General features: G+C 73.5%; 13 protein-coding genes. All 13 read left to right on the forward strand.

The window, feature by feature from the left end:
- Nucleotides 1-308: 308 nt before the first annotated feature.
- The 13 genes from BLW82_RS28005 (at nucleotide 309) to BLW82_RS28065 (ending at nucleotide 12,411) form a co-directional block, all read left to right on the forward strand.
- Nucleotides 309-581 carry an acyl carrier protein gene (locus BLW82_RS28005; RefSeq protein WP_093502896.1) on the forward strand — a complete coding sequence of 91 codons (273 nt, stop codon included), beginning with the start codon at nucleotides 309-311 and terminating at the stop codon, nucleotides 579-581.
- Nucleotides 582-656: 75 nt separating this feature from the next.
- On the forward strand, nucleotides 657-1,442 hold the full coding sequence (fabG, locus tag BLW82_RS28010) for a 3-oxoacyl-ACP reductase FabG (protein ID WP_093502898.1): 786 nt from the start codon (nucleotides 657-659) through the stop codon (nucleotides 1,440-1,442).
- Between the two features lie 29 nt (nucleotides 1,443-1,471).
- Nucleotides 1,472-2,410 carry an aromatase/cyclase gene (locus BLW82_RS28015; protein ID WP_093502900.1) on the forward strand — a complete coding sequence of 313 codons (939 nt, stop codon included), beginning with the start codon at nucleotides 1,472-1,474 and terminating at the stop codon, nucleotides 2,408-2,410.
- A gap of 3 nt (nucleotides 2,411-2,413) precedes the next feature.
- Nucleotides 2,414-4,678, forward strand: a complete 2,265-nt coding sequence (locus tag BLW82_RS28020; protein WP_093502902.1) for an SDR family oxidoreductase — start codon at nucleotides 2,414-2,416, stop codon at nucleotides 4,676-4,678.
- A gap of 4 nt (nucleotides 4,679-4,682) precedes the next feature.
- Entirely contained in the window at nucleotides 4,683-6,269 is a 1,587-nt protein-coding gene (locus tag BLW82_RS28025) for an MFS transporter (RefSeq protein ID WP_256215983.1), read from the forward strand.
- Nucleotides 6,270-6,271: 2 nt separating this feature from the next.
- Nucleotides 6,272-6,727: an acyl carrier protein gene (locus tag BLW82_RS28030; RefSeq protein ID WP_177233092.1), complete on the forward strand. Its 456-nt coding sequence runs from the start codon at nucleotides 6,272-6,274 to the stop codon at nucleotides 6,725-6,727.
- 8 nt (nucleotides 6,728-6,735) lie between these two features.
- Nucleotides 6,736-7,578, forward strand: a complete 843-nt coding sequence (locus BLW82_RS28035; RefSeq protein ID WP_093508319.1) for a 4'-phosphopantetheinyl transferase family protein — start codon at nucleotides 6,736-6,738, stop codon at nucleotides 7,576-7,578.
- Nucleotides 7,579-7,585: 7 nt separating this feature from the next.
- The gene (locus BLW82_RS28040; RefSeq protein WP_093502906.1) at nucleotides 7,586-9,205 is read left to right on the forward strand and encodes an acyl-CoA carboxylase subunit beta; all 1,620 of its coding nucleotides are present in this window, start codon (nucleotides 7,586-7,588) and stop codon (nucleotides 9,203-9,205) included.
- Nucleotides 9,202-9,447 carry an acyl-CoA carboxylase subunit epsilon gene (locus BLW82_RS28045; protein WP_093502908.1) on the forward strand — a complete coding sequence of 82 codons (246 nt, stop codon included), beginning with the start codon at nucleotides 9,202-9,204 and terminating at the stop codon, nucleotides 9,445-9,447. Before BLW82_RS28040 ends, BLW82_RS28045 begins: the two co-directional genes overlap by 4 nt.
- Nucleotides 9,448-9,915: 468 nt before the next feature.
- Complete coding sequence (locus tag BLW82_RS28050; RefSeq protein WP_093502910.1) at nucleotides 9,916-10,491, forward strand: nuclear transport factor 2 family protein; 576 nt, start codon at nucleotides 9,916-9,918, stop codon at nucleotides 10,489-10,491.
- 4 nt (nucleotides 10,492-10,495) lie between these two features.
- The gene (locus BLW82_RS44600; protein WP_177233093.1) at nucleotides 10,496-10,804 is read left to right on the forward strand and encodes an acyl carrier protein; all 309 of its coding nucleotides are present in this window, start codon (nucleotides 10,496-10,498) and stop codon (nucleotides 10,802-10,804) included.
- A gap of 154 nt (nucleotides 10,805-10,958) precedes the next feature.
- A complete protein-coding gene (locus BLW82_RS28060) occupies nucleotides 10,959-11,618 on the forward strand; it encodes a TetR family transcriptional regulator (RefSeq protein ID WP_093502914.1) in 660 nt (219 codons plus the stop codon).
- A 100-nt stretch (nucleotides 11,619-11,718) separates the two neighbouring features.
- The gene (locus BLW82_RS28065; protein ID WP_256215984.1) at nucleotides 11,719-12,411 is read left to right on the forward strand and encodes a GAF and ANTAR domain-containing protein; all 693 of its coding nucleotides are present in this window, start codon (nucleotides 11,719-11,721) and stop codon (nucleotides 12,409-12,411) included.
- The last annotated feature ends 240 nt before the right edge of the window (nucleotides 12,412-12,651 follow it).

Raw genomic sequence — 12,651 nt, forward strand, 5'->3', positions numbered from 1 at the left:
CGCGCCCCTGGCGGGGCGTTGTAGTCGGGCCTTCCAGTCGTGCCGCCGACGACCGTGGGTGTTTGTGCGGTGTCGCGGCCGCGGCCCGGTGGGGGCTGGTCGCGCGGTTTCCCGCGCCCCTGACGGGGCGCTGCAGCGTGCCGTAGGGCGGCGCGGGTGCGGCGGCACCCGGGAAGCGCCGGTGAGTGTCCCCACCCCCTCCCCGCAAATAAAGAGACCCACCCGTCCTTCCGGCCCCTTCCGTCTCTCCCACGTCCGGGGCCGGCAGGGCGGGCGTTTTCATTCTCAGTCGTGAAAGGAAGATCACCGTGGCCACCCAGTCCTTCACCCTCGACGACCTCAAGCGGATCCTGCTGGAGGCCGCCGGTGCCGATGAGAGCGTCGACCTCGACGGGGACATCCTCGACACCGACTTCGAGGAGCTCAGCTACGAGTCCCTCGCCATCCTGGAGACCTGCGGGCGCATCGAGCGGGAGTACGACATCACGCTGGACGACACCGTGGTGACCGAGGCCAGGACGCCCCGCGAGCTGCTCGCCGTCGTCAACACGCAGCTCGGTGACGTCGCCGCCGCTGCCTGACCCCCCTCCGGCCGCCGGCGCCCGTCCTGACCGGGCGCCGGCGGCTCCCCCATGTCCTGAAAGGGAGCTGCAGACATGTCCGAACAGCAGCAGAGGGTCGCCCTGGTCTCCGGGGCCACCAGCGGAATCGGTCTCGCCGCGGCGCGGCTGCTGGCCCGGCAGGGCCACCGCGTCTTCATCGGCTCCCGCGACGCCGGGAACGTCGAGCGGACCGTGAAGGAACTGCGTGCGGAGGGGCTCGACGTCGACGGGACCACCCTCGACGTGCGGTCCGCGCTGTCCATCGAGACCTTCGTGCGGGCCGCCGTGGAGCGGTACGGCACCGTCGACGTGCTGGTCAACAACGCCGGCCGGTCCGGCGGTGGCGTGACCGCCGACATCGACGACGAACTCTGGTACGACGTCGTCGAGACCAACCTCAACAGCGTCTTCCGCCTCACCCGCGCCGCCCTCACCACCGGCGGCATGCGGGAGAAGAGCCGGGGGCGGATCATCAACATCGCGTCCACGGCCGGGAAGCAGGGCGTCGTGCTCGGGGCGCCGTACTCCGCCTCCAAGCACGGCGTGGTCGGCTTCACCAAGGCCCTCGGCAACGAGCTGGCCCCCACCGGCATCACCGTCAACGCCGTCTGCCCGGGATACGTGGAGACGCCCATGGCACAGCGGGTGCGCGCCGGTTACGCCGCCGCCTACGACACCAGCGAGGACGCCATCCTCGACAAGTTCACGGCGAAGATCCCGCTCGGCCGCTACTCGACCCCGGACGAGGTCGCCGGCCTCGTCGGCTACCTCGCCTCCGACACCGCCGCCTCCATCACCGCGCAGGCCCTCAACGTCTGCGGCGGCCTCGGCAACTTCTGAAAACCCCGGCACCCTCTAGGAGTTCACCCATGTCCGAGCCGAAGGAAGTCGAGCACGAGATCATGGTCTCGGCGCCGGCCGCCGAGGTCTACCGGCTGATCGCCGACGTGGCCAACTGGCCGCGGATCTTCCCGCCGACCATCTACGTCGACCACCTGGAGCGCTCCGGGAACGAGGAGCTGATCGGGATCTGGGCCACCGCGGGCGGCGAGGCCAAGAACTGGACCTCGCGCCGCGTCCTGGACCCCGAGGGCCTGCGGATCACCTTCCGCCAGACCGTCTCCACCCCGCCCGTCGCGACCATGGGCGGCACCTGGATCATCGAGCCCGCCGGCGAGGGGGCCTCGCGGGTGCGGCTGCTGCACGACTACACCGCCGTAGGCGACGACCCGGCGGGCCTGGCCTGGATCGACGAGGCCGTCGACCGCAACTCCCGCTCCGAGCTGGCCGCGCTGAAGACGAACCTCGAACTCGCCACCGCGGCCGAGGAGCTGACGTTCTCCTTCGAGGACACCGTGCGGGTCGACGGGGCCGCCAAGGACCTCTACGACTTCGTCAACGAGGCCGACCGCTGGTCCGAGCGGCTGCCGCACGTGGCGACCGTCCGGCTCACCGAGGACACCCCGGGCCTGCAGACCCTGGAGATGGACACCCGCGCCAAGGACGGCTCGACGCACACCACCAGGTCGTACCGGGTCTGCCTCGACGGCCGGAAGATCGCCTACAAGCAGACCACCCTGCCGGCCCTGATGAACCTGCACACCGGCTACTGGACCTTCCGCGAGACCGACGAGGGCACCTTCGCCTCCTCGCAGCACACCGTCGTGCTGCGGCCCGAGAACATCACGAAGATCCTCGGTCCCGAGGCGGGCGTCGCCGAGGCCCGGGAGTACGTGCAGGGCGCGCTCAGCACCAACAGCCGCGCCACCCTGAACCACGCCAAGGCGTACGCCGAAGCGAGGCGCTGACCGATGGCCGGTGCCGACGCGGTCGACACGCACGTCCTGGTGGTCGGCGCCGGACCCGTCGGGCTCATGCTCGCCGGGGAACTGCGCCTCGGCGGCGCCGACGTGACCGTCCTGGAACGGCTGGCCGTCCCCACCACGGAGTCCCGGGCGTCCACCCTGCACGCACGCACCATGGAACTGCTGCGGCAGCGCGGGCTGCTGGAAGGGCCCGGTGGCTTCGCCGACCCCGAACCGCCGCCGAACGAGCCCCGCGGCCACTTCGGCGGCCTCCCCCTCGACCTCACCCTGCCCAGCAGCCACCCCGGGCAGTGGAAGGTCCCGCAGACGCGCACCGAGGAGGTCCTCGGCGCCTGGGCCGAGCGGCTCGGCGCGCGGGTGCTGCGCGGACACGAGGTCTTCGCCCTCACGCGGCACCCGGACCACGTCACCGTGGCGACCGAGGAACAGGGCCACCGACGGGAGTTCACCGCCCGGTACGTCGTCGGCTGCGACGGCGAGCAGTCGGCCGTACGGCGCCTCGCGGGCATCGCCTTCCCGGGCGACGCGGCCGGACGGGAACTGATCCGCGCCGACGTCGACGGCATCGACATCCCGAACCGGCGCTTCCAGCGGCTGCCGAACGGGCTGGCCATCGCCGCCAGACGCGGCGACGGCGTCACCCGGGTCATGGTCCACCGGTTCGGCACCCCGCCGCGCACCGCGCAGACCCGCTTCGCCGACATCGTCGCCGCCTGGCGGGACGTCACCGGCGAGGACATCGGCCACGGCACCCCGCTGTGGGTGAACTCCTTCGGCGACGCCTCCCGGCAGGCCGAGCGTTACCGCGCGGGCCGGGTGCTGCTGGCCGGCGACGCGGCCCACCAGCAGATGCCGATCGGCGGCCAGGCCCTCAACCTCGGCCTCCAGGACGCCGTGAACCTCGGCTGGAAACTCGCCGCCACCGTCCTCGGCCGGGCCCCGGCCGGACTCCTCGACAGCTACCACGACGAACGGCACGCCGTCGGGCGCCGCGTCCTGTCCGCCATCCGCGCCCAGGCCCGGCTGCTGCTGGGCGGACCAGAGGTGGAGTCACTGCGTTCCGTCGTCGGCGAACTCACGTCGTACGAGAAGGTCCGGACCCACCTCGCCGGGACGATCAGCGGCCTCGACGTGCGGTACGGGGACGACGACCGGCAGCCGCTGATCGGCTCGCGGCTGCAGGAGGTGCGGCTCGACTCCGGGGCGACCACGGCCGAACTGCTCTGCCCGGCACGCGGGTTGCTGCTCGTGACGGACCCGGCGCTGGCCGGGGCGGTGGGGGACCGGTCGGCGTCCGTCGACACGGTCGTCACCCGTCCCGCGGGGCCCCTCGACGGCCTCGCCGCCGTGCTCGTACGCCCGGACGGCTACGTCGCCTGGGCCGGCCCCACCGCGGACGGCCTGCACGAGGCACTCGGCCGCTGGTTCGCACCCGACCCGGGCGCCCCCGCCCCCCACCCACCACAACCAATCGTCAGGAGAAGGAAGATGGGCAACCTGGCCGGAAAGACCGCCCTCGTCACCGGCGCCAGCCGGGGCATGGGCCGGGCCACCGCCGAACGGCTGGCCGCCGACGGCGCGCTGGTCGCCGTGCACTACGGCAGCAGCGCGGAGGCCGCCGCCGAGGTGGTCGCCGGGATCGAGAAGGACGGCGGGCGGGCCTTCGCCGTCGGCGCCGAACTGGGCACGACCGGCGACGTCCACGAGCTGTTCCTCGCCCTGGAGGCGGGCCTCAAGGAGCGCACCGGCGAGACCGAGCTGAACATCCTCGTCAACAACGCGGGCGTGATGGGCGGGGTGAAGGCCGAGGACACCACCCCGGAGGAGTTCGACCGGATCTTCGCCGTCAACGCCAGGGCGCCGTTCTTCGTCATCCAGCGGGCGCTGGCCAACATGCCCGACGGCGGCCGGATCGTGAACATCTCCTCGGGGCTGACCCGGTTCGCCAACCCGGACGAGATCGCCTACGCCATGAGCAAGGGCGCGGTGGAGCAACTGGCGCTCCACTACGCCAAGCTGCTGGGCCCGCGCGGGATCACCGTGAACAGCGTCGCGCCGGGCATCACCCGCAACGGCAACCCGCTGTTCGACGTCCCCGAGGCCGTCGAGGCCATGTCCGCGCTGTCCGCCTTCAACCGCGTCGGCGAACCGCAGGACGTCGCCGACGTCATCGCCTTCCTCGTCTCCGACGACGCCCGCTGGGTCACCGGCTCCTTCGTCGACGCGAGCGGCGGCACCCTCCTCGGGTGACGCGGTGACCAGGACCCTTCCGGCACCGGCCGCCGCGGGCACGGACGAGCGGTTCGGCCGGCTGTGGGGGCTGCTGCTCGTCCTCGCCGGCAACATGCTCATCGACGCGCTGGAGGTGTCCGTCGCGGTGGTGGCGCTGCCCGCCATCGGCACGGACCTGGGACAGCCGCCGACCGTCACCCAGTGGGCGATGACCGGCTTCGCCGCCGGCTTCGGCGGACTGCTCCTCTTCGGCGCCCGCGTGGTGACCCTCCTGGGCCGCCGTCGCGTCTACCTCGCGGCCCTCCTCGCCTTCGCCGCCGCCTCCGTGCTCAGCGCCCTCGCCCACGACCCCTGGCTGCTCCTGGCCACCCGCCTGGCCAAGGGCTTCTGCGCCGCCCTGACGGCCCCCACCGGCCTCGCCATCATCACCGGCCACTTCCCCGAGGGCGGGCCCCGCAACAGGGCGGTCTCCGTCTACACCCTGTTCGGCGCGGGAGGCTTCACGGCCGGCCTGATCCTCTCCGGCTGGCTGACGGAGACGTCCTGGCGCTGGGCCTTCGCCTTCCCGGCCCCGGTGGTGCTGCTGCTCTTCGCGTGCGGGCTGCGCCTGATCCCGAGGAGCGACGAGGGCACCGCCCCGAGCACTCCGAGAGGAGCCACGGAAAACACCGCAAAGGGCCGGAGCGTTCCAACGGGGGCCGCGGAAAGCGCCCTGAAGGGGCGCGGGGAACTGCGCGACCAACCCCCACCGGGCCGCACCCGGACGACGACCCGGCACTTCGGCATCCCCAGCGCCCTCACTCTCCTCGGAGCCCTCCTGGCCCTCGTCCAAGGCATCACCCAGCTCCCGGCGCACGGCTGGAGCGACCCGAGAGCCGTCGGGCCGCTCTGCACCGCTGCCCTGCTGCTGTCGGCCTTCCGGCAGATCGAGCGTCGCTCCACCGCCCCGCTCCTGAACCTCGGCCCCCTGCGAGGCAACCCCACCCTCATCCGCTCCGCCGTCGGCGCCGCCTGCCTCAACGGCTCCTATCTGGGCCTCCTGTTCGTCCTGACGTACCAGGCCCAGACCCTCGCCGGCTGGTCCCCCCTCCGCACGGCGTTCGCCCTGCTCCCGGCCGCCGCGCCCCCTGCGCTCACCGCGCCGGCCGCCGGCCGCCTGGTCGCCAGGTTCGGCGCCCCGCGCCTCATCGTGGCCGGCGCGGCCTGCGCGTTCGCGGGCACCCTGCTGCAACTCCGGCCGCATCCATGGCCGTTGGACTACCCGGCCCGGATGCTGCCGACGCTCCTCCTCGTCGGCGCCGCCTTCGTGCTCTCCTTCGCCGCGCTCAACATGCAGGCGATGTCCCGCCTCGCCCCCGCCGACCGGCTCACCGGCAGCGGCCTGTACCAGACGGCCGTCCAGCTCGCCGCGGTCCTCGCGGTCGCGCTCTGCGCCGCCCTGCTCGCCGCCCACGCGCCGGTGCCCGGCGCGGGCCCGGCCGCCGCGGCGGCGGCCTGCCGGCCGGCACTGACCCTGGTCGCCGCCCTCGGCCTCCTCGGTCTGCTCGTCGGCCTCACCGGCCTGATCCGCACCCAGCCCCCACCCTCCTCACCACACCACGGGGAATGACCATGGACCAGACAACGCAGACCTGGGTCTTCGACGACCTGGACGACGAACTCGACGATCTGGACTACGAGTTCGAGCGCGACCAGATCGTCGAGGTGGTGCCGCCCAGCCTCGCGCACCTCGCCTCCGTCGGCCTCGCCGAGCGCACCCGGCTCATCGACGCGTACGTGCGCGGCGAACTCGCCCGGGTGCTGCGGGTCGCCCCGGAGAGCATCGACACCGTGGGCCGCCCGATGAACAGCCTGGGCATCGGCTCCATCAACGGCCTGGAACTCCAGCGCCGCATGGAGGCCGCGCTGCGTGTCGACGTCAACCTCAACCGGCTGCTGCGCGCCAACAGCGCGGCCGAGCTGGTCGACTGCCTCGCCGGCCAGCTCGGCCCGGAGGACAGCCCGCACAAGCACGCCGGCCGCGGCTGGCACCACCTGGTCGCGCACCACGTGCCGAGCCCGAGGTGATCGGGGAGATGCCGGTCCTGGAGTTCGGCACGGCCACCCTCGCCGCCGCGCCGAGACTGCCCGCCGCCGGCCGGCTGGACGTCTGGCTGGTCCGCCGGGCCGCCCTGGAGACCGCGGCCGAACTGCTCGACCTGTCCGAGCTGAGCGAGGCGGAGCGCCGGCGGACCGCGTCCTTCGTCCGGCCGGCGGACGGGGTGACGTACGCCTCCGCGCACGTCGCCCTGCGCCGGCTGCTCGGCGGCTACCTGGGGCTGCCCCCACGGGACGTGCCGTTCGTGCGGGAGCCCTGCCCGGGCTGCGCCGAGCCGCACGGCCGGCCGGCGGTCGCGCACCCCGACCCGCCGCTGCACTTCTCCCTCGCGCACAGCCACGGCATGGCCGTGGTCGCCGTCTCCCGTACGGTCGTCGGCGCCGACGTGGAGCGGCTGCCGCGGGCCGAGACCGTCGAGGTCTGCACCCCGGCCCTGCACCCGGGGGAGCAGGCCGAGCTGGCCGCGCTCGGCGACGCCGGGGAACGGCGCGCCGCCTTCGGGCGGCTGTGGACCCGCAAGGAGGCCTATCTCAAGGCGCTCGGCACCGGGCTCTCCCGCGACCCCGGCCACGACTACCTGGGCGCCGACCCGCAGCGCAGGCCGGCCGGCTGGACGCTGCTCGACCTGCCGTCCGGGCCCCGGCACAACGCGGCCGTCGCGGTGCGCGGTGCGGCGCCGGACCAGGTCACCGTGCGCTGGGTGCCGCCGGCCGCGCTGTACGCGGGCGAGACGGTCGACCTGGACGCCGACGGGACGGTGGGCGTGCCCGTCCCCGTGCCCGTGGGCGTGACCACCCGAGTATCCGACTGGGGAGCGTGACCCGCCAATGTCACTCGAACAGAAAGCCGGTCCAGCGGCCGGCCGCCCGAGCCTGCACGACCGTGAGCACCGCGGCCAGTGGACCGCCGCCGAGCGCATCGAGGAACTCGGCCTGATGAAGGAGGCCGCCCGCCACGGCGACCCCCTCGCCACCGAGCGCCAGCACGCCAAGGGCAAGCTCACCGCGTACGAACGTATCGAACTCCTGCTCGACGAGGGGTCGTTCAACGAGGTCGAGATGCTCCGCCGGCACCGTGCCACCGGCTTCGGCCTGGAGAAGAAACGGCCGTACACCGACGGGGTGATCACCGGCTGGGGCACCGTCCACGGCCGTACCGTCTTCGTCTACGCGCACGACTTCCGCATCTTCGGCGGCGCCCTCGGCGAGGCCCACGCCCAGAAGATCCACAAGATCATGGACATGGCCATGGCGGCGGGGGCCCCGCTCGTGTCGCTGAACGACGGCGCCGGCGCCCGGATCCAGGAGGGCGTCTCGGCGCTCGCCGGCTACGGCGGCATCTTCCAGCGCAACACCCGCGCCTCCGGCGTGATCCCGCAGATCAGCGTGATGCTCGGCCCGTGCGCGGGCGGCGCCGCCTACTCGCCGGCCCTGACCGACTTCGTCTTCATGGTCCGGGACATCTCCCAGATGTTCATCACCGGACCGGACGTGGTGAAGGCGGTGACCGGCGAGGAGATCACCCAGAACGACCTCGGCGGCGCCGACGTCCACGCCGGCGCCTCCGGCGTGGCCCACTTCGCCTACGACGACGTGCGCGGCTGCATGGAGGACGTACGGCACCTGCTGTCGCTGCTGCCGTCCAACAACCGTGAGCTGCCACCCCGTTCGGCGACCACCGACCCGGCGGACCGCCGTACCGACCGGGTGGTGGAACTGGTCCCGGACGACCCCGGGCGGGTCTACGACATGCGGACCGTCATCGAGGAGATCGTCGACGACGGCGACTACTTCGAGATCCAGCCCGGCTGGGCCACCAACGTGGTGTGCGCGCTGTCCCGGCTGGACGGCGAGGTGGTCGGCCTCGTCGCCAGCCAGCCGGCCTCGTTCGCCGGGGTCCTGGACATCGACGCCAGCGAGAAGGCGGCGCGGTTCGTGCAGTTCTGCGACGCCTTCAACATCCCGCTGGTCACCCTGATCGACGTCCCCGGTTTCCTGCCGGGCGTGGACCAGGAGCACAACGGCATCATCCGGCGCGGCGCCAAGCTGCTCTACGCGTACTGCAACGCGACCGTGCCGCGGATCTCCCTGGTGCTGCGCAAGGCGTACGGCGGCGCGTACATCGTCATGGACTCCCGGTCCATCGGCACCGACCTCGCGCTCGCCTGGCCGTCCAACGAGATCGCCGTGATGGGCGCCGAGGGCGCGGCGAACGTCATCTTCCGCCGGGAGATCGCGGCCGCGGACGACCCCGAGTCGACCCGCGCGCAGAAGATCAAGGAGTACCAGGCGGAGCTGATGCACCCCTACTACGCGGCCGAACGCGGTCTGATCGACGACGTCATCGACCCGCGGCAGACCCGGAGCACCCTCATCCGCGCCCTCGCGATGCTGCGCAGCAAGCAGGCCGACCTGCCGTGCCGCAAGCACGGCAACCCGCCGCAGTGAGCGCGCCGGAGAACCCGGACGGCGCGGAGGGCGCCCTGCTCATCAGGGTCGTGAAGGGGCAGGCGAGCCCCGCCGAGCTCGCCGCCCTCACCACCGTCCTGCTCGCCCGCGCCGCCACCCTGGCCGCGCTGGACCCCTGCCCCGTCGCGCCCCGCCCGGTGGCCGGCTGGCGCCGCCCGGAACGCATCACCACGCACCGCGACCCCCGCGGCTGGCGCCTCACCGACACCCGAGCAGCATGACGACGGCCCGGACAGCGGCTCCCGTAGGACGCCCGGTACTACGCCACCGGCCACGACGACGCCACGACCGGCCGACGGCTTGTCGCGGCTCTTCCGGTTGACCGGCCCCCTTGCGGTTCGGCAGTGCCCTCGCAGGGGCGCGGGGAACTGCGCGACCGGCCACGATGGCGCCGCGGCCGGTCGACGGTTTGTCTCGGCTCTTGCGGTCGGTCGGTCTTCTTGCGGTTCGGCAGCGCCCCCGCAGGGGCGCGGGGAACTGCGCGACCGGCCACGACGGTGCGGTGGCCGGTCGACGGTTTGTCTCGGCTCTTGCGGTCGGTCGGTCTTCTTGCGGTTCGGCAGCGCCCCCGCAGGGGCGCGGGGAACTGCGCGACAAGCCACGACGGCGCCGCGGCCGGTCGACGGCGCATCACGGCGCTTCCAGCCGACCGGCGCCCCCATCCCCGACAGAATCGGAGTCCCGGCCCCATGACCTCCCCCTCCCTCGACCGCACCGACGCGGTCACCGAACTCCGCGCCGAACTCGACGCCCTGCGTGCCGAGTTCGGCGCCCTCGCCGACCGCGCGGCGGTCGCCGAGCTGGTCGACCGCTACATCACCCTGCTGGACACCCAGGACGACCACGGCTTCGACCCCACCTGGCCGGCCACGGTCTTCACCCCGGACTGCCGCCTGGAGTTCCCGGTCGGCACCGTCGAGGGCCGCGACCGGGCCGCCGCCTTCCACCACGACCGCAAGTCCCGGTTCGCCCGCACCCACCACCTGGCCGCCAACTACGGCATCCGGGTGTCGGGGGACACCGCCCGGATCCGTGTCCACCTCCTCGCGTCCCACGTCCACCACGAGGACGGCCCGGACCCGGACGGCCGCTTCGACATCGGCGGCTACAGCGAGGGCGAGGCGTTCCGCACCCGGGACGGCTGGCGGCTGCACCGCTGGCGGTTCCGGCTGGTGTGGTCCGACGGCGCGGGCCCGCGTCCTGGCCCCGATCCCCGCGAACTGCGCAGTTCCCAGCCACGACCACGCCACCCGAAAGGACGATGAGACCGTGTCAGGCACACCGACGACCGCCTTGGATCTGGGCGCCTTGCGCGACACCTCCCGCGACGACCGCAGGCAGGCGTTCGAGACGTTCCTCTGCCACAACCTCGCCCAGCACCTGGACATCCCCCCGGCCCACCGCATCGCCCGCGACCGCCCCCTCTACACCCAGGGCATCGACTCCCTCACCGCGCTCACCCTCCAGCGCACCCTGGAGTCGGCCCTGAACATCCCGGTGCCGGCCCACCACCTGCTGCGCGAGCAGTCGGTGGGCGAACTGGCCGCGACCCTGAGCGAACTGGTCGACCGGACCTGAGCCCCGGGTGCGCCCGATGCCACCGGTGGGACGACGGCACGGCCACCGGTGACATCAGGCGCACCCGCCTTCTGACAACGTTGTCCAGCGTCCCGGGGCGCCCATGTCAGAATGAGGACGCCCGTCGCCCGTCCGGTCTTCATCGAGGTAGTCCGTGTCCCAGCCCGTCGGCCGCGTGCCGCAGCGTCGCAACGCACGGTCCAACCGGGCGCGGATCCTGGCCACCGCCCGCCAGGAACTCGGCCGGAACCCCGACATCACCCTGGAGGAGCTGGCCCGCGCCTCCGGTGTCGTACGGCGCACGCTCTTCGGGCACTTCCCGGGGCGCGCCGCGCTCCTGGAGGCGCTGGCCGAGGAGGCCGCCGAGGCGCTCCAGGCGGCCGTGGCACGGGGAGCGCAGCCCGCGGAGCCGGCCGACCGGGCCCTGGCGCGCTTCTGCCTGTCGATGTGGCCGGTGGGCGACCGCTACCGGATGCTGCTGGCCCTCGCCCACCGGGACCTGGGCGCGGAACGCGTGACCGGGATCCTCCGGCCCGCCAGGCTGCGGGCCACGGCCGTCGTGGAGCACGGCCAGCGGGACGGCGTCTTCCACCCCCACCTCCCGCCCGCGGTGCTCGCCGCCGCCCTGGAGGGCATGGCGATCGCCCTCCTGGAAGAGGTCAACGGCGGAACGTTCGAGGACGACGGCACCCGCACGGCCGTCGCCACGCTGATCGCGGCCGGCGTCCCGGAGGGGCGGGCCCGCACGGTGGTCGGCGAGGTCGCCGGCGAGGTCGCCGCCGCGGCCGTGCCGGAGGAGCCCGCGGGGGCCTGAACCACCCGCTCCCGCGCCGCGGGAGGCTCGTAGGTACAGTCCGGGGGGCGTGGCATGCTGAGGGCGCGCCTTCGGCGCAACCGACCGGGAGGTGGTGGACGTGACGGACTGGGCCTGGTTCGCGCAGCAACTGGCGGCGATGGCGCGGGACCTGCTGGCGCAGGAGTCGGTCGACGCCACCCTGGGCCGGATCACCGCCTCGGCCGTGGAGCTGGTGGAGGGCTGTGACGCGGCCGGCATCCTGGTGCTGAACGGCGGGAAGGTGCGCACGCTCGCGCCCACTGAGCAACTGGTGGTCGACAGCGACCGGTTGCAGGAGCGGCTGGGCGAGGGGCCCTGCTTCGACGCGGCCCGCACCAGGGCGGGGGAGCGGGTGTTCCGGATCCGGGACCTCACCCGTGAGCAGCCGCGCTGGCCCGCCTTCGGCCCGGAGATCCACCGGCTCGGCGTCGGCAGCATGATGGGGTTCCTGCTGTACACCGAGGACGAGGAACTCGGCGCGCTGAACATCTACTCCCGCCGGCCCGGCGCCTTCACCGAGGCAAGTGAGCTGGCCGGCTGGCTGCTGGCCTCGCACGCGGCGGTCGCCTTCTCCAGCGCCCGCACCCAGGCCCAGCTGGAGCAGGCCGTCGCCACCCGCCACCTGATCGGCGAGGCGATGGGCATCCTCATGGGCAGCCACCGCCTCACCGAGGAAGAGGCCTTCGACGTGCTGCGCCGCTACTCGCAGGAGAAGAACGTCAAGCTCCGTGAGGTCGCCCGCCGGGTCTGCGACCAGGGCAGCCTGTCCTAGGCCCTGCCGGCGCCCCGGCCGTCAGCCGAGGCCGGGCAGTGGGCGCCGGGCAGGGGGCGCCGGGCCACCTTCCGCGAGGCGTCCGCCCGGTCAGCGGCCCCGGCGACGCGATCCGGCGTTGACGGCGCCCCGAAGCCGGTCCAGAAGCCCGGCTGTCGAGTAGCCCGGCTGACGAGTAGCCCGGCTGCCCAAGCCGGTCGAGACGCTCGGTGCGCTGCGGTCGCCCGCCGTGGTGAACAG

This window comes from Streptomyces sp. Ag109_O5-10 (genome assembly GCF_900105755.1).
Lineage (GTDB): Bacteria > Actinomycetota > Actinomycetes > Streptomycetales > Streptomycetaceae > Streptomyces.